The organism is Nocardioides sp. JS614 (assembly GCF_000015265.1).
GTDB lineage: Bacteria > Actinomycetota > Actinomycetes > Propionibacteriales > Nocardioidaceae > Nocardioides.
This window is the reverse complement of sequence record NC_008699.1, coordinates 4413912-4430323: the sequence shown is the minus strand read 5'-3', so window position 1 is coordinate 4430323 and position 16412 is coordinate 4413912. Positions and strand designations below refer to the sequence as shown.

Annotated in this window: 15 protein-coding genes; 8 read left to right on the top strand and 7 right to left on the bottom strand. The window is 70.8% G+C overall.

Annotation, left to right across the window (positions count from 1 at the left end; all coding sequences use genetic code 11):
- The first annotated feature begins 1 nt into the window (after position 1).
- The 6 genes from NOCA_RS22675 to NOCA_RS22650 all read left to right on the top strand — a co-directional run bounded on the left by NOCA_RS22675 (position 2) and on the right by NOCA_RS22650 (position 4545).
- Positions 2-445 carry a cytidine deaminase gene (locus NOCA_RS22675; RefSeq protein WP_011757617.1) on the top strand — a complete coding sequence of 148 codons (444 nt, stop codon included), beginning with the start codon at positions 2-4 and terminating at the stop codon, positions 443-445.
- A 2-nt stretch (positions 446-447) separates the two neighbouring features.
- Positions 448-903, top strand: a complete 456-nt coding sequence (locus NOCA_RS22670; RefSeq protein ID WP_197687735.1) for a VOC family protein — start codon at positions 448-450, stop codon at positions 901-903.
- A complete protein-coding gene (locus NOCA_RS22665) occupies positions 900-2102 on the top strand; it encodes a fumarylacetoacetate hydrolase family protein (protein ID WP_011757615.1) in 1203 nt (400 codons plus the stop codon). Before NOCA_RS22670 ends, NOCA_RS22665 begins: the two co-directional genes overlap by 4 nt.
- A gap of 15 nt (positions 2103-2117) precedes the next feature.
- Positions 2118-3476 carry an NAD-dependent succinate-semialdehyde dehydrogenase gene (locus NOCA_RS22660; protein WP_011757614.1) on the top strand — a complete coding sequence of 453 codons (1359 nt, stop codon included), beginning with the start codon at positions 2118-2120 and terminating at the stop codon, positions 3474-3476.
- Positions 3477-3756: 280 nt separating this feature from the next.
- Positions 3757-4044 (top strand): DUF2516 family protein, encoded by a 288-nt coding sequence (locus NOCA_RS22655; protein WP_158305696.1) that lies wholly within the window; start codon positions 3757-3759, stop codon positions 4042-4044.
- A gap of 111 nt (positions 4045-4155) precedes the next feature.
- Entirely contained in the window at positions 4156-4545 is a 390-nt protein-coding gene (locus NOCA_RS22650; protein WP_011757612.1) for a phosphomannose isomerase type II C-terminal cupin domain, read from the top strand.
- Positions 4546-4732: 187 nt separating this feature from the next.
- On the opposite strand, the gene NOCA_RS22645 is transcribed toward NOCA_RS22650, so the two are convergent.
- Complete coding sequence (locus tag NOCA_RS22645) at positions 4733-6154, bottom strand: polysaccharide biosynthesis tyrosine autokinase (RefSeq protein ID WP_011757611.1); 1422 nt, start codon at positions 6152-6154, stop codon at positions 4733-4735.
- Positions 6155-6463: 309 nt separating this feature from the next.
- Here NOCA_RS22645 and NOCA_RS22640 point away from each other — a divergent pair, with 309 nt between their 5' ends.
- Both NOCA_RS22640 and NOCA_RS22635 read left to right on the top strand, forming a co-directional pair.
- Positions 6464-8275, top strand: coding sequence for a polysaccharide biosynthesis protein (locus NOCA_RS22640; protein WP_041546833.1), 1812 nt, complete (start codon positions 6464-6466; stop codon positions 8273-8275).
- A 249-nt stretch (positions 8276-8524) separates the two neighbouring features.
- A complete protein-coding gene (locus NOCA_RS22635; protein ID WP_011757609.1) occupies positions 8525-9829 on the top strand; it encodes an HNH endonuclease signature motif containing protein in 1305 nt (434 codons plus the stop codon).
- 152 nt (positions 9830-9981) lie between these two features.
- Here NOCA_RS22635 and NOCA_RS22630 read toward each other — a convergent pair whose 3' ends face one another.
- From NOCA_RS22630 to NOCA_RS22605, 6 genes are all read right to left on the bottom strand, one after another.
- Positions 9982-10935 carry a GDP-mannose 4,6-dehydratase gene (locus NOCA_RS22630; protein WP_011757608.1) on the bottom strand — a complete coding sequence of 318 codons (954 nt, stop codon included), beginning with the start codon at positions 10933-10935 and terminating at the stop codon, positions 9982-9984.
- Between the two features lie 5 nt (positions 10936-10940).
- Positions 10941-11921 (bottom strand): GDP-mannose 4,6-dehydratase, encoded by a 981-nt coding sequence (gmd, locus tag NOCA_RS22625; RefSeq protein ID WP_011757607.1) that lies wholly within the window; start codon positions 11919-11921, stop codon positions 10941-10943.
- A 38-nt stretch (positions 11922-11959) separates the two neighbouring features.
- On the bottom strand, positions 11960-13213 hold the full coding sequence (locus tag NOCA_RS22620; RefSeq protein ID WP_011757606.1) for an ATP-binding protein: 1254 nt from the start codon (positions 13211-13213) through the stop codon (positions 11960-11962).
- A gap of 117 nt (positions 13214-13330) precedes the next feature.
- A complete protein-coding gene (locus tag NOCA_RS22615) occupies positions 13331-13534 on the bottom strand; it encodes a hypothetical protein (RefSeq protein WP_011757605.1) in 204 nt (67 codons plus the stop codon).
- Positions 13531-15339, bottom strand: a complete 1809-nt coding sequence (locus NOCA_RS22610; RefSeq protein WP_011757604.1) for a glycoside hydrolase family 15 protein — start codon at positions 15337-15339, stop codon at positions 13531-13533. Before NOCA_RS22610 ends, NOCA_RS22615 begins: the two co-directional genes overlap by 4 nt.
- A complete protein-coding gene (locus NOCA_RS22605) occupies positions 15336-16412 on the bottom strand; it encodes a glucose 1-dehydrogenase (RefSeq protein ID WP_011757603.1) in 1077 nt (358 codons plus the stop codon). Before NOCA_RS22605 ends, NOCA_RS22610 begins: the two co-directional genes overlap by 4 nt.

The following is a 16412-nucleotide window of genomic DNA, read 5'->3' as shown; positions in this document are numbered from 1 at the left end:
CATGCGTCAGCTGACCCGCGAAGAGGTCGAACTCTTCCACCGGGCGAGGGAGGTACTCGAAGGCTCCTTCCACCCCGAGATCCACCAGGTCGCGGCCGCTGCGCGGACCGGGGACGGACAGGTCTTCGTCGGCCTGCACATCGGCTCGCGCCGGATCAACGTGTGTGCGGAGTCCTCGGCCTTCGCCAATGTCGAGATCGCCAACGCCGGACCGGTCCTGTCCATGGTCGCCGTCTGCAAGGACGAGGCAGGCCGGGTCGTGGTCACCAACCCGTGCGGCGTGTGCCGTGAGCTCATGCAGCAGTACGCCCCCGACGCCCAGGTCATCGTCGACCACGGTGGTGAGGTGCGCTCGGTGCCGTCCGCCTCGCTGATCCCCACCCCGTGGCGCTTCCCGCACGAGACCGCGTGGACCGTCGAGGAACCCAGCGAAGGAGAAGAGTGACTGTGAGTCGACCCACGATCACCGACCTCTGCCTGGTCACCCATGACCTCGAGGCATCGGTCGAGTTCTACACCACCAAGCTGGGCTACACGCTGTCCTCGCGGATGCCCGGGTTCGCCGACTTCGAAGGGCCGGGCGTCATCCTCGCACTCTGGGACGCCCAGCTCATCCGCGAGACCACCGGCGTCCCCGCACTGGCCGAGGAGCCCTCGGGCCGCACAGTCATGGTTGCCGTCGAGCTCTCCTCACCGGTGGAAATCGACACTGCCTACGAGCGACTGCGTGCCCGGGGCATTGAGTTCTACAGCCCGCCGGCCGACTACCCCTGGAACGCCCGCTGCATCTACTTCCCCGGTCCCTGCGGGGAGTTCTGGGAGTACTTCGCCTGGCTCGAAGGCGGCAAGCCCGGCCAGTTGGGCGCCGCATCCACCACCCATGACGAGAGGACGATTCCATGATCACACCCCAGGATCTGCTGCCTGAGGACGCCGACCAGGCGCTTCTCGTGGGCCGCGTGCACGACCCGGAGGTGGGCGGACCGTGTGTCGTCGTCGTCACCGGCGGCCGCGCCATCGACATCTCTGACGTCGCCCCGACTGTGTCGGACCTCTTCGAGCGCGACGACCTCCTCGACGCCCTGGCCGCGGCCACCGCCGCCGCGGCCGAGCGGCGCGGCTGGTCCATGACCGACCTCGCTGCGGCCACCACCGACCAGGACGCTGCGCGCCCACGGCTGCTGGCCCCAGTCGATCTCCAGGTCGTCAAGGCCGCCGGAGTCACCTTCGTGGAGAGCATGCTGGAGCGGGTGATCGAGGAGCGCGCTAAGGGCGATGCCGCCCGCGCGGCCGAGATCCGCGCACAGCTCTCGGAGATCATCGGGGGGGCCATCTCGTCGGTGCGCCCCGGCAGCGAGAGCGCCGCGCGCGTCAAGGAGCTGCTGATCGAGGAGGACCTGTGGTCCCAGTACCTCGAGGTCGGCATCGGCCCGGACCCGGAGATCTTCACCAAGGCGCCGGTGCTGTCGGCTGTCGGATCCGGCGTGGAGATCGGCGTGCACAGCCGCTCGACGTGGAACAACCCCGAGCCCGAGGTCGTGCTCGCGGTCCGGTCCGACGGTCGGGCGATCGGTGCCACGCTGGGCAACGACGTCAACCTCCGTGACTTCGAGGGGCGCAGCGCCCTGTTGCTCACCGAGGCCAAGGACAACAACGCCTCGTGCGCACTGGGCCCGTTCATCCGTCTCTTCAACGACTCATTCACGATGGACGACATCCGTCAGATCGAGGTCCAGCTGACCGTCACCGGCGTCGACGACTTCGTGCTCGACGGCCGCAGCTCGATGCGGAACATCAGCCGTGACCCGGAGGACCTAATCCATCACGCCTACGGTGACCACCACCAGTACCCGGACGGCTTCATGCTCTTCACCGGCACCCTGTTCGCTCCCACCCAGGACCGGTTCGCCGAGGACGCCGGGTTTACCCACGTGCTCGGCGACGTCGTCCGCATCGCCACCCCGCGACTCGGCGCCCTGGTCAACCGGGTCACCCACTCCGAGCAGGCCCCCCGCTGGGAGTTCGGCATCCGTGCGCTGATGTCCAACCTCAGCGAGCGTGGCCTGCTCGCCCCGTCCGCGCCCGTCCCGGCGCAACTCTGAGAAGGAGAAGACGCAGTGTACGCCGTCACCAACCCGGCCACGGGCGAGCTGATCAGCGAGTTCGACACGGCAACCGACGCGCAGGTTCGCGAGGCCGTCAGCCGCGCCGACCTCGCCTTCCAGTCCTGGAAGAGCACGCCGCTGGAGGAGCGCTCCCGGACCCTGGCTCGGGCCGCAGACCTGTTCCTCGAGCGCAGCGACGAGTTGGCCCGCGCCATCACCCAGGAGATGGGCAAGCGCCTCGAGGAGAGCCGGGGGGAGGTACGCATCGCCTCGGACATCTTCCATTACTACTCCGACAACGCTCCGAAGCTGCTCGCGGACGAAACCATCGCCATCCAGGGCGGCGAGGCCAAGATCCTCAAGCGGCCTGTCGGGGTGCTGCTCGGGATCATGCCGTGGAACTACCCGTACTACCAGGTCGCCCGCTTCGCGGCGCCCAACCTGGTGCTGGGCAACACGATCATCCTCAAGCACGCGCCGTCCTGTCCGCAGTCCTCGGCCCTGGTCGAGCAGCTCTTGCACGACGCCGGGGTACCGGTTGACGCCTACATCAACGTCTACGCCACCAACGAGCAGGTCGCCTGGGCCCTCGCTGATCCGCGCATCCAGGGCGTATCCGTCACTGGCAGCGAGCGAGCCGGCGCGGCCGTCGCGGCCGAGGCCGGCAGGAATCTGAAGAAGGTGGTTCTCGAACTGGGTGGCTCGGACCCCATGGTCATCCTCGACACCGACGATCTCGATGCCCTGGTCGAGACGGCCATGGAGTCACGGATGGGCAACACCGGACAGGCGTGCAACGCGCCCAAGCGGATGATCGTGGTGGACGAGCTCTACGACGACTTCGTGACGAAGATGGTCCAGGCTGCCCGCAGACTCCAGCCAGGGGACCCGCTTGATCCGGAGACGACGCTTGCCCCGCTGTCGTCGGAGCAGGCCGCCGTACGCTTGATCGGACAGCTCGACGAGGCGCGCAACCAGGGCGCCACCATCCGCGTGGGCGGTCACCGGGTCGAGCGACCCGGCGCCTACGTCGAGCCAACGGTGATCACTGACGTCACGCCGGAGATGTCGGCCTATCGGGACGAACTCTTCGGCCCGGTGGCCATCATCTTCCGAGTCGATGACGAGGACGACGCGGTTCGACTCGCGAACGACACGCCCTTCGGCCTCGGCGCCAGCGTCTTCTCAGGCGATTCCGAGCGCGCCGAGCGCGTGGCAGCCCGGATCGACGCCGGCATGGTCTACCTCAACCAGGCTGGCGGCTCGCAGCCCGACCTCCCCTTTGGCGGCATCAAGCGCTCCGGCATCGGCCGCGAACTCGGTGCCCTCGGCATCGAGGAGTTCATGAACAAGAAGGTCGTGCGGCTCTGACGCTCCGCGGGGCACGCGCTTGGCAAACGGTACCGCTACGTGCGTAGCCGTCCGCCGAGACGACTGTCTGCGACGCGGAGGAGGCCACCACCGACGCCACGTCGAAGCTGGGTGACTGACGGACGGCTGACGCCGTTCTGAAGAGTGAAGGCCGCGAGACCCCCGGGAGGCACGAGCCCTCGGGGGCCTCGTCAGGTCCGGCCGACTGGTGGCTTCGAGGCTCGCTTCGCTCGGGTCGCAACCAGCGTTGCGTTCGGCGGTGTTCCCGTAGGCTATGCGGGTGCTGCACGTGCTCCAGGCCGAGATGACCTTCATGATGATCGTGGAGCTGGTGCTCCTCGTGGTGAAGATCTTCGCGTTCGTGAACTCGCTGATGTACTCCGCGCAGGCCTACGACGCGGCGAACAAGCTCACCAAGCCGACCTGGACGATCATCCTCGGGCTCGGGGTGGCGGTGCAGCTGGTCCTGGGGGGTTCGCTGCTGCTGATCAGCCTCGCCTTCACGATCGCTGCGCTCGTGTACCTCGCCGACGTTCGGCCCGCGCTCGCGTCGCTGACCCGTCGCTGATCGACCTGAGGAGTACTTCCTCCAGATTCCCTCAAGGTCGGCCCGACCTACGGTCTCGATCTCTCGGGCCGTCCTAGCGTGGGCTCACCGATCGACGACTGGGGGGTAGTCATGGGTGAGTCGGACGTACGTCCGTGGGGATCGTGGGAGGTCCTCGACGAAGGTCTCGGCTACAAGGTCAAGCGGCTGGTCGTGAGGCCGCGCCAGCGGCTCTCCTACCAGACCCACTCCTACCGTGCGGAGCACTGGGTGATCGTCAGCGGCCGAGCGACCTGTGTGATCAACGGCGTCGTCCGCAAGGCCCGGCCCGGTGACTATGTCGATGTCCCGGTCGGGGCCGCGCACCGGCTGATGAACGAGGAGCAGGAGCCGCTCGTCGTCATCGAGGTGCAGCGCGGGCTGTACACCGGCGAGGACGACATCGTCCGGCTCGAGGACGACTACGGGCGCAGCGAGGTCGTCATCGCGACGCCGGGGCGGTTGCTCGACGCGCTGGCCTGAAGCGGCCTGCCTGAGGCGGGTCTCGGTAGGCTCGCTGGCGCTCGCTACTCGCGCCGGGTTGCTCGCCGGCGCGGGTGACTCCGGCTCCTTGCCCTGCCTTCGGTCACGGGATCTCGACGACGCTCGCTTGCGCTCGCTGCTCGATCACCGACGACCGGCCGTTGCTGCTCGATCACCGGTGGGTCGGTCAGCGGGTGCGGCGGGCACGCCGGCGGTCGTGCTTCGCCGACGGGGTCGGCGCGGGGCGGCTGGTGTAGCCGTAGTAGCCGTAGCCATACCCGTAGCCGTACGAGCGGCCCTTCTTGATCGTCGGCGCGAGGTTGACGACGACGCCGACGGCCTTGCCGCCGACCGCCTCGACCCGCTCGATCGCGTGGCCGAGCTGGTCGCGGGTCGTCTTGCCGTGGCGCACGACCACGAGTGCACCGTCGGCCTGGGCGGCGAGCAGAGCTGCATCGGTGACCGGGAGCAGCGGCGGGGCGTCCAGGATCACGATGTCGAAGTCGTCGCGGAGCTCGCCCACGAGCTTCTCCATGGCGTTGGACTGGAGCAGCTCCGACGGGTTCGGCGGGATCGGTCCGCTGGAGAGGACCCACAGGCCGGTGTCGGCGTACTGCTGCATGGCGTCGCGCAGGTGCACCTTGCCGATCAGCACGCTGGTCGTGCCGACGCCGGCGTCGAGGCCCAGCCGGCTGGCGATCAGCGGGCGTCGCAGGTCGCACTCGACGAGCACGACCCGCTGCTTGGCGAGCGCCAAGGTGATCGCGAGGTTGACGGCCGTGGTCGTCTTGCCCTCGTTCGGCAGCGAGCTGCTGACCACGAACACCTTCTGGTCATGGTCGACCTCGACGTACTGCATGTTCGTGCGCAGCACCCGGAACGACTCCGACCACGGCGTCGCATCGGTGAGGACCTCGGCGGGTGGACGGCGCACCGCGGTGTTGTCCGCGGTGATCCGGCCGAGTACGGGCGCCGGAGTCACCTCTGCGATGTCTTCGCTGGACGACAGCGACGTGTCGAGGAGCTCGCGCAGCACGGCGGCGCCGACACCGAGCAGCAGGCCGAGAACCAGCGCCAGGCCGATGTTGCGCACCGGCTGCGGGCTCACCGGAGTGTCCGAGACCCGGGCGTTGTCAACGATCGACGCATGGATCAGCGCGTCCGTCTTGCCGGCGGGCGTCTCGAGCGAGGCGACCTCGTCGCTCAGCGCCTGGGCGTACGCCTGCGCGATGTCACGGGCGATGACCGGGTCGGGATCGGTGGCGCTGATCTCGAGGATGACCGTGTCGGGGTTCACCGACGTGGACACCGCCGCCTGGAGAGTCTCGGGGTCCATCCCGTTGCCGAGGTCGTTGGCGACCTGCTCCGCGAGCTTGTGCTTGCCGACCAGCTCGGCGTAGGAGCTCACCCGCTGGGTGGCGAACAGATTGCCCTGGTAGGCGTCGGCGGTGTCCGACGGGCTGGTCGAGACGAAGATGCTCGCGGTCGAGGAGTACTGCGGGGTGGCTTGCCACGTGAGCAGGGCCGCGGCTCCCACGCTGAGCGTGACGATGGCGACGACGACGCGCCACCGATGGCGCATCGCCAGCCAGTAGTCCTTCAGCTCCACTCGTGTCCGCCCTCGTCCTCGCGCGCCTGCCCCATGCCCGACGCCGTGCAGCAACAGTAACGGCGTTCGCTCTGGTCACGCCGCTGATCGCGCCCGGGCCTGGGGTTGACCGATGCAATGAATCGGGTACCCGGCCCCGAGATCGGGGTTAACGTGTTGGCGACTCCTCGCGGGGTCGGGATGGTTGGGTGGACTAGTCCAGTTGCCGAAAACAGGTCCGAAGCCACGCAGGAACGACCACACTCGACGCCGGGTGAGGGGACATCCGAGATCACCGGGGGACATGACGTGAGCGACTTGGTCGCGCGTATGAGGCGGCGCCGCGCGCCGCTCGCCATCGCGTTCGACGTGTGTGCCTGGTTGCTCGGCTACGCGGCGTTCGCCTGGCTTCGGCTCGACAGTGACGCCTCGAGCGTGCCGTGGCCGGAGGTGCTCGCCTTCGCGACCGTGACTGCGACGCTGTACGTGGCACTGGCGGCGCCCCTCCGGCTCCACCAGGGCCGCGCCCGCACCGCGAGCCTGGAGGAGATGGTGCTCCTCGGGATGCTGATGGGCGGCGTCGGTGGCGGCGTCTTCCTGGTGAACCTGTTCGGCCAGTGGATCCCCCGCAGCATCCCGGCCGGGGCGACCTGCGGTGCGCTCGTGCTCGCCGCGTGGGCGCGGGCGAGCTGGCGGACCCTGCAGGAGCGCGACGAGCGCACCGGCGCCGGTGAGGACACCGAGCGGACGCTGGTGATGGGCGCGGGTGAGGCCGGCCGCGAGCTGATCACCTCGATGCAGCGCGACCCGCTGCGGCGCTACCTGCCGGTCGGACTGCTCGACGACGATCCCTACAAGCGGCACCGCCGGCTGCGCGGCGTACCCGTCCTCGGGACCAGCTGCGACCTGGAGAAGGAGGTCGCGCGCACCGGGGCGACCATGGTCGTGATCGCGATCCCCAGCGCCAGTGCCGAGACGGTCAACCGGCTCCGGCTCACGGCTCTGGACGCCCATGTGTCGGTCAAGGTGTTGCCGTCCACCACGCAGCTCCTCACCGACAGCGTCGGCATCCGCGACCTGCGGGACATCAACATCACCGACGTACTCGGCCGCAACCAGCTGGACACGGACGTCGCCTCGATCGCCGGCTACCTGGCCGGGCGGAAGGTGCTGGTCACCGGTGCCGGCGGCTCCATCGGCTCCGAGCTGTGCCGCCAGATCTACCGCTACCAGCCGGCCGAGCTGATGATGCTCGACCGTGACGAGTCCGCGCTCCACTCGGTCCAGCTCTCGATCCACGGCCGTGCCCTGCTGGACTCGGACGACGTCATCCTGTGCGACATCCGGGACGAGAAGGCGGTGCGAACCATCTTCGCGAACCGTCGCCCCGACGTCGTCTTCCACGCCGCCGCGCTCAAGCACCTGCCGATGCTCGAGCAGTACCCGGCCGAGGCCGTGAAGACCAACGTGATCGGCACCCGCACGGTTCTCGATGCCGCAGACCTCGTCGGTGTCGACAGGTTCGTGAACATCTCCACGGACAAGGCGGCGAACCCGTCCAGCGTCCTGGGCTACTCCAAGCGGGTCGCCGAGCGGATCACAGCCGCCCAGGCGCGCGAGGCTTCCGGGACGTATCTCTCGGTGCGCTTCGGGAACGTGCTCGGCAGCCGTGGCTCGGTGCTGGCGGCGTTCGCCCGGCAGATCGCCGCCGGTGGGCCGATCACGGTCACCCACCCGGACGTCAGCCGCTTCTTCATGACGATCGAGGAGGCCTGCCAGCTGGTCATCCAGGCGGCTGCGATCGGCGGGCCGGGGGAGGCGCTCGTCCTCGACATGGGCGAGCCGGTGAAGATCGTGGACGTCGCCGAGCAGCTGATCGAGCAGGCCGGCACGCCGGTGCCGATCGAATACACCGGGCTGCGCGAGGGCGAGAAGTTGCACGAGGAGCTCTTCGGCGAAGGCGAGCCGTGCGACGTCCGGCCGCGGCACCCGCTGGTCTCGCACGTGCCGGTGCCACCGATCACCGACGGCGAGGTCCTGGGCCTCACCCTCGTCGGCGAGCCTGACGACGTGCGGCAGGCGCTGCACGACGCGTGCCTGGTGTCGATCGAGGCCGACGACCCGTCCTCGCTGCGGAACTGAAGCCCGGCGGGGTCTCGTCGGCTCGCTCGCTGGTCGGCGGTGGGTTGCGGTAGCGGGAACGAGATGACGTGGTCGCCGTCCTGCCCGGGTGTGGGGATCTCGACAGGCTCGATCGCCGGACTCGTCGCCCCGTGCGGGTGCCGGTATCTCGACGAGCTCGATCACAGTGCTCACCGCCCTGCACCCCATCTGACCTGGGTAAACGTGAGTACAGGTGCGTTGTCGGTGCTGAGTGCTTGAGTGGATCACATGGCAGCCCTTCCGCTCGAGGCACCTGGCCCGGACACCCCGGCCGAGGTCCTGGCTGCCCTGGAGACCACGCACACCGCCCTGGCTGATGCGGAGATCGGGCAGTTCCGGCTGGCGGTGGAGTGGGCGATCGCGCACCCGATCACCTCGGTCGCCGACATCGCCACCGTCGAGGGCACCGAAGGCGAGGTCGCGATCGCCGGGACGGGTGCGCCGTTGGTGGCGGAGTTCTGTGTCGCGGACTTCGCCGCCGCGATCGGGGTGAGCACCGATGCCGGCCGGGCCTACCTGGGGGACGCGGTCGAGGTCTGCTACCGGCTCCCCCTGCTGTGGGCCCAGGTCATGTCCGCGCGGGTGCCGGTATGGAAGGCCCGCCGGATCGCCGGGCACACCCACGGCCTGTCCTTCGAGGGCGCCGCCTGTGTGGACCGGCACCTGGCCCCGATCGCGCACCGGGTCTCCTTCGCCCAGATCGAACGCACCGTCGAAGCCGCCCGCGCCATGCACGACCCCGCCCAGGCCGAGCAACGCCGCCGCGAGGCCGCCGACGGCCGGTTCTGTGACATCGACACCACCCAGGTCGGGCTGCAGGGCACCATGACCGTGCGCGGCGAGCTCGACCTGGCCGACGCCCTCGACCTCGACCAGGCCCTGCGACACGGCGCCCAACAGCTCGCCGACCTCGGCTGCACCGAGACCCTCGACGTCCGCCGCGCCCTGGCCGTCGGCGCCCTGGCCCGCGGCGACCTCACCCTCGGACTCGACACCCACCCCGCCACCCAGGCCGAGGCCGACACCGACACCCAGCCCGAGAGCCAGGCCGGCCCCGAGGCGGAGCCGCCGCCCAAGCGGCGGCGCGGGTTGATGCTGTACGCGCACCTGACCGACGACGCGGTCCGCGGCCTGCTCGCCACCGTGGAGAACACCCGCTCCCAGGTCCTGGTCGGCCAGGTCGCCGGCTGGTGCGCCACCGCGACCGGCCCGGTCACCATCCGGCCGGTCCTGGACCTGCACGAACACCTGCAGGTGCCGGGCTACCGGCCCTCCCCACGGTTGCGCGAACAAGTCCTCCTCACCCACCCCACCTGCGTGTTCCCCCACTGCACCCGGCCATCACGGTCCTGCGACCTCGACCACGTGATCCCCTGGGCCGAGGGCGGCCCCACCTGCTCGTGCAACCTGGTCCCCGCCTGCCGGTTCCACCACCGGCTCCGCACCCACGGCGGCTGGCGGCTCCACCGCGTCGGCGAACGACTCTTCGTATGGACCAGCCCCCACGGACGCATCTACACCCGACATCTGTGACCACCCGACCCCGCCGGCCACGGCCGACGGGGCCATTTCCATGCCCGGGGTCTGCTTCCGAGGCCCGGAGTCTGCTTCCGAGGCCCTGCGTCGGTGCGGGGGCCTCGACGGACGCTCAGGCCCCAGGGGCCTTCGCTGCTCGACCACCGGGGTCAGGTGGCGAGGTCGGCGTCGACCATCCGGCCGACGATCTCGTCGAACTCCACCGTCGGCGCCCAGCCGAGGGTCTCGCGGGCGAGGGTGGCGTCGCCGACCAGCTCGGTCGGGTCGGCGGGGCGCACGAACTCGGGGTCGACCGTGACCAGGTGCTGCCAGTCCTCGATGCCGGCGCGGGCGAAGGCGGCGGCGACGAAGTCGCGCACCGAGCGGGAGACGCCGGTGGCGACCACGTAGTCGCGAGCGACGTCGGCGCGGACGGCGCGGACCATGGCGTCGACGTAGTCGGGAGCCCAGCCCCAGTCGCGGCGGGCGTCCAGGTTGCCGAGGGCCAGGGTGCCGGCGCGGCCGTGCGCGATGGCGGCGACGGTCGAGGTGATCTTGCGGGTGACGAACTCGGGCGGGCGGTGCGGCGACTCGTGGTTGTAGAGGATCGCGCTGACCGCGTGCAGGTCGCGGCGGCGGTACACGTCGACCATCAGGTGGGCGTACGCCTTGGCCGCGCCGTACGGGTTGACCGGTCGCAGTGGCGTGGACTCGTCCTGGGGCGAGCGGTCGGGCTGGCCGAAGATCTCGGCGCTCGAGGCCTGCACGAAGCGCACCGGGCGGCCGAGCTTGTCCTGGACCTGGAGGGCCGACTCGAGCAGGCCCGCGGCGGCCAGGCCGTTGACCCGGGCGGTCAGGTCTGGCTCCTCCCAAGAGCGGGCGACCGAGCTGAGCGCAGCCAGGTTGTAGACCTCGTCCGGGGCGACGTCGACCAGGAGCGCGCGCACCTCCTCGACGGCGGTGAGGTCGCCGCGGTGCAGCTCGACGCCGGGAAGGTCGGGGAGCGGCTCGAGGGCGTGCGCGAGCGCGTGCACCTCGACGCCCTCGCCGAGGAGCCGCTCGGCGAGGTAGCGGCCGTCCTGGCCGCTGATCCCGGTGACGAAGGCGCGCAGCGGTCGGGTCATGCCGGCTACCAGCCCTGCTGGGTGGCCGCGAGGTCGGCGTCGACCATCAGGGCGACCAGCTCGTGGAAGGAGACCTTCGGCTTCCAGCCGAGCACCTCGCGGGCCTTGCTGGCGTCGCCGATCAGGTGGTCGACCTCCGCGGGCCGCATGAAGCGCGGGTCCTGGCGCACGTAGGGCGCCCAGTCGTCGATGCCGATGTGCGCGAACGCGGCGTCGAGGAAGTCGCGGATCGAGTGCGCCTCGCCGGTCGCGATCACGTAGTCGTCGGCCGCCGGCTGCTGCAACATCAACCACATCGCCTCGACGTAGTCGCCGGCGAACCCCCAGTCCCGCTCGGCGTCCAGGTTGCCGAGCACCAGCTCCTTCTGCACGCCCAACTTGATCCGGGCGACCGCCTCACTGATCTTGCGGGTCACGAACTCCGGGCCGCGGCGCGGCGACTCGTGGTTGAACAGGATCCCGGAGGAGGCGTGCATGCCGTAGGACTCGCGGTAGTTGATCGTCATGTAGTGCCCGAACACCTTGCTGACGCCGTACGGGGAGCGCGGCCACAGCAGGGTCCGCTCGTGCTGGGGCACCTCCTGGACCTTGCCGAACATCTCCGAGCTCGACGCTTGGTAGAACCGGATCTCCTCCGGCTCGTCCCCGGTGTGCAGGCGCACCGCCTCCAGCATGTTCAGCACACCCTTGGCGGTGACGTCGGTGGTCAGCTGGGCGTTCTCCCAGGAGTAGGCCACGAACGAGACCGCGCCCAGGTTGTAGACCTCGTCGGGGCAGGAGTCGCGCAGCGCCCGGATCAGGCTGGACATGTCGGTGAGATCGCCGTTGTGGAGCCGGACGTCCGGCAGCAGCTGTTCGACGAGGTCGCGCTTGGGGTTGTTCTGCCCGCGGATCACGCCATGGACGTCGTACCCCTTGGCGAGCAGGAACTCGGCCAGGTAGAGGCCGTCCTGGCCGGTGATGCCGGTGATGAGCGCGGTGGGCATGCCCGGATTGTGCCAGTGGGCGGCTCCGGTGTGGTGCCCTACGGGCCGAGGGTGGCGACCGGCAGGACGTAAATGCCGTCGGAGGGTCGGCGCAGCGCGGCAGTGCGGGTGGTGACGACGGCGAGGAAGGCGGGATCGCCCGCCTTGCTGGTGTCGACCTTCGTCGCGAAGCGGGCCAGCGACTTGGCGGCTCGGTCGACGGAGTCGGGGTTCAGCTTGACCTCAATCGCTCCCCAGCGGCCGTCGGCGAGGGTGATGACGATGTCGACCTCATGGCCGTTGTTGTCGCGCCAGTGCCACAGCTGTCCATCGAGAGGTTGGGCGTACACGCGGAGGTCCCGCGCGACCAGCCCCTCGAAATGGAAGCCCGTGGCGTTGAGGTCCCGCAGGAGGTGTTCGGGCCCGACGCCGAGGGCGGCGAGCCCAAGGGACGGGTCCGTCATGAAGCGGGTGGCGGACTTGCGGAGCGGGGTGGTGGACCGCATGTGTGGCCCCCATGCGGGCACGTCCTCGATGAGCATGAGGCGCTCGAGTGCGCGGAGGTAGCCGGCGACGGTGTCTCGGCGCGCGGGTCCGTCGGCTCCGCCGACGTCGTCGGCGATGGCCTTCGTGCTGAGCTCGGTACCGACGCCTCGACCGAGGGATGCGAGGAGCCTGCGTAGCGTTGCCGGGTCGCGACGGACCCCCAGCTGAGGGAGGTCGACCTCGACGATGGTGGCCAGATAGTCGGCGAGCCAGCGCTGGGCGTCACGGACGGAGGCCTCGAGCAGACCGGGCCAGCCACCGACGATCAGGTGATCGACGAGCTTCGGGACGGTGACGCCGGGGTCGAGGCTGGGCTTGAAGTCCCCGTTGAAAAGTGCCCCGAGGGAGACCTCTCCGGTGGACACCCCGGACTCGAACAGGCTCATCGGACGCATCCGCAGCCTGGAGAATCGACCTGCGCCAGGGTGTCGGCTGGTGTCGTCGTTCGGGGTCGCGGACCCGGTCAGGATGAACTGCCCGCGTATGCCTCGGTCGTCGACCTCGCGCCGCACGAGATTCCACAGCTTCGGCGCCAGCTGCCACTCGTCGAAGAGCACCGGCGGGTCGGCGCCCAGCAGCAACTCGGGGGCGGCGTCGACCAGGTCGCGGGCCCCGTCGTCGACATCCAGACGGAATGTCGTCGTCGCAACTCGCTGAGCGGTCGCGGTCTTGCCGCACGCCTTCGGCCCCTCGATGAGCACGGCACCGGCGGCTCGCATCCTGCTCGCGAGCTCGTCATCAGCCACGCGGTTGCGGTACTCGAGCATGGATCCTCCTCGGCATGACCGAGTGAATCATATGCGTGGCACCGTGCAAATCCTTTAGATGAGAGCGTGTAAATCCTATATCCCCAGGCCGAATATGAGTTCGCGCGGCACCAGCGCTCAGTCCTCGCTGCTGGGGCGGGCGGTGACGTAGACGGCCAGCTCGGGGTCGGTCGAGACGATCCGGTCGACCTCCTCGCCGCCGTCGCAGCGGCGCAGGGAGACCGTGACTCCCTCGCCGCCGCGGTCCAGGAGCCGCCAGCTGCCGCCGGCCTGCTCCCAGCGCAGCAGGTCGTCCAGCGGGTCGCCGGGGTGGAGCGTCATGCGCGGTCTCCTCTCGTCGGGGTCTCGGTGGTCGCGTGGGTCGTGCCGCCGAGGTGGCGGGCGGTGTTGACCAGCCCGACCAGGCTGAACGCCTGCGGAGTGTTGCCGAGGTGCGCGCCGCTCCGCGGGTCGCACTCCTCACTCAGCATGCCCACATCGTTACGAAGTGCCAACAGCCGGGTGAACATCTCCTCCGCCTCACCGGTGCGGCCGATGCCGTGCAGGGCGTCCGCGAGCCAGAAGCTGCAGGCCAGGAACGCGCCCTCGGTGCCGGGCAGGCCGTCGGCGCCGCCGTCCGCCGCGGGGTCGTAGCGCAGCAGGAAGCCCTCGCGGCACAGCTCGCGCTGCACCGCCTCGACGGTGCCGACCACCCGCTCGTCGTCCCAGGGCAGGAAGCCGACCCGGGGCAGCAGGAGCAGCGCGGCGTCCAGGCCCTCCGAGCCGTAGAACTGGGTGAACGTACGGCGGTCCGCGTCGTACCCGTGCTCGCAGACCTCGGCGTGGATCTCCTGCCCGAGCCGGCGCCAGCGGTCCACCGGGACGTCCAGGTCGAGCCGCTCCACGGTGCGCACCGCGCGGTCCACGCCCACCCAGGCCATCACCTTGGAGTGCACGAACTGGCGCTGCGGGCCGCGCACCTCCCACAGCCCGTTGTCGGGCTGCCGCCAGTTCCCCTCCAGCCAGTCCAGCAGCGCCCGCTGCACGTCCCAGGCCGGGTCGGTCAGCTCCAGGCCGGCGTTGCGGGCCAGGTGCAGGCCGTCGAGCACCTCCCCCCACACGTCGAGCTGGAACTGCCCGGCCGCCGCGTTCCCGACCCGCACCGGCGTCGAGTCGTCGAAGCCGTCGAGCCAGTCCAGCGTGGTCTCCGGGAGCCGCTGGGTGCCGTCCAGGGCGTACATGATCTGCAGCTTGTCGGGGTCGCCCGCGACCGCGCGGACCAGCCACTCCCGCCAGGCGCGGGCCTCCTCGGTGTAGCCGGTCCCGAGCAGCGCCTGCAGGGTGAACGTCGCGTCTCGCAGCCAGCAGTAGCGGTAGTCCCAGTTGCGCACCCCGCCGACGTCCTCGGGCAGCGAGGTGGTCGCCGCCGCCAGGATCCCGCCGGTCGGCGCGTAGGTGAGCGCCTTGAGCAGCAGCAGCGAGCGCTCCACCTCCTCGGCCCACCTCCCCTCGTAGCTTCCGCGGTCCACCCAGTCGGTCCAGTACGACGCCGTGTCGGCCAGCGCCCGCTCGGCGTCGACCGGGTCCGGGCGGGGCAGGTGCGCGGCCTGGTAGGTGAGCACGAACCAGGCCCGGTCGCCCGCGGCGAGGGTGAACTCCGCGCGCACCGCGTCGCCGTCGTGGCTCAGCGGGACCGAGGCGCTCAGCCACACCGCGTCCGGGCCGGCGATCGCCGACGCCTCCGCGCGGTCCACCCGCGTCCAGGGCCGGACCCGCCCGTAGTCGAAGCGCAGCCGCAGCGCCATCTCCACCGGCACGCTGCCCGACACGCCCTCGACGATCCGGACCACGTCCGGGGCCTCCCCGCGCGGCGGCATCAGGTCGACCACCCGGACGGTGCCGTCCGCGGTCTCCCAGGTGGTCTCCAGCACCAGCGTGTGCTCGCGGTAGCGCCGCGACGTCGCCGAGTCCGCGCCGGCGGGCGCGATCCGCCAGTGCCCCGCGCCCTCGTCGTGCAGCAGCGCCGCGAAGCAGGCCGCGGAGTCGAAGCGGGGCAGGCACAGCCAGTCGATCGAGCCGTCCCGGCCCACCAGCGCGGCGGTCTGCAGGTCCCCGATCAGCGCGTAGTCCTCGATCCGGTTGCTCACCCGGCCCCCTCGCCGTCGTCGGCGCCGAGCTCGATCACGACCTTGACGTCCTCGGGGCCGGCCTCGAACGCGTCCGCGGCGTCGGCCAACGGGACCCGCCGGGTGAGCAGCCGCTCCAGCCAGGCCAGGTCGGCGGCGGCCAGCGCGTCGGCGGCCGCCCGGTAGTGCCGGGTGTTCGCGTTCACCGAGCCGACCACCACGTCGTTCTCGAGCACCAGCTCGCGGTTCAGCCCGCCCGCGTCGACCGAGAGCCGCCGCCCGGCCGAGGACACGCCGGTCAGGCAGACCACGCCGTACGGCGAGGTCGCGGCCATCGCCTCGAAGACCAGCCGGCCGACCCCGGTCGCCTCCAGCACCACGTCCGGCCGGGCGGTGCGCGCGATCTCCGCCACGCTGCTGTGGTGGTACGTCGCCCCCAGGTCGCGGACCAGGTCCGGCTTGGGGCCGTCGGTGACCAGGTCCAGCACGTGCACGTCCAGCCCGCGCTGCACCCCGATCAGCGCGGCCAGCAGCCCGATCGGCCCGGCCCCGGTCACCAGGGCGGTCCGCGGCTCGAACCAGGCGCGCGCGCCGACCCGGTCCACCTGCTCCCACGCCTTCGCGACCACGCTGGTCGGCTCCATCAGCACCCCGGCCAGTCCCAGGTGGCCGGCGACCCGCACGGCGTACTCGGGCGGCACCGTCCACCGCTCGCTGCCGAAGCCGTCGAGCTCCTTGATCCCGCGCTCGGTGTAGCGGCCGTTGCGGCACATGTCCCACTCGTCGTGGGCGCACGCCCCGCACGGCTCGGGGTCCGGCCGCCGGACCACGCCCGCGACCAGGTCGCCGGCGGCGAAGCCGCTGCCGGCGGGCGCCTCGAGCACCCGGCCGAGCGACTCGTGGCCGAGGACCAGCCGGCCGTCGTGGTCGTGGGGCGCCCAGCCGTACTCGCCGCGGACGATCTCCTTGTCGGTCCCGCAGACCCCGATCGCCAGCCCCGCGACGAGCAGCTCGCCCGCGGCGGGCTCCGGGTCGGGCACGGTCTCGACGGCCAGCGTCCCGGCCGCCCCGGGCCGCACGGTCAGTGCGCGCAT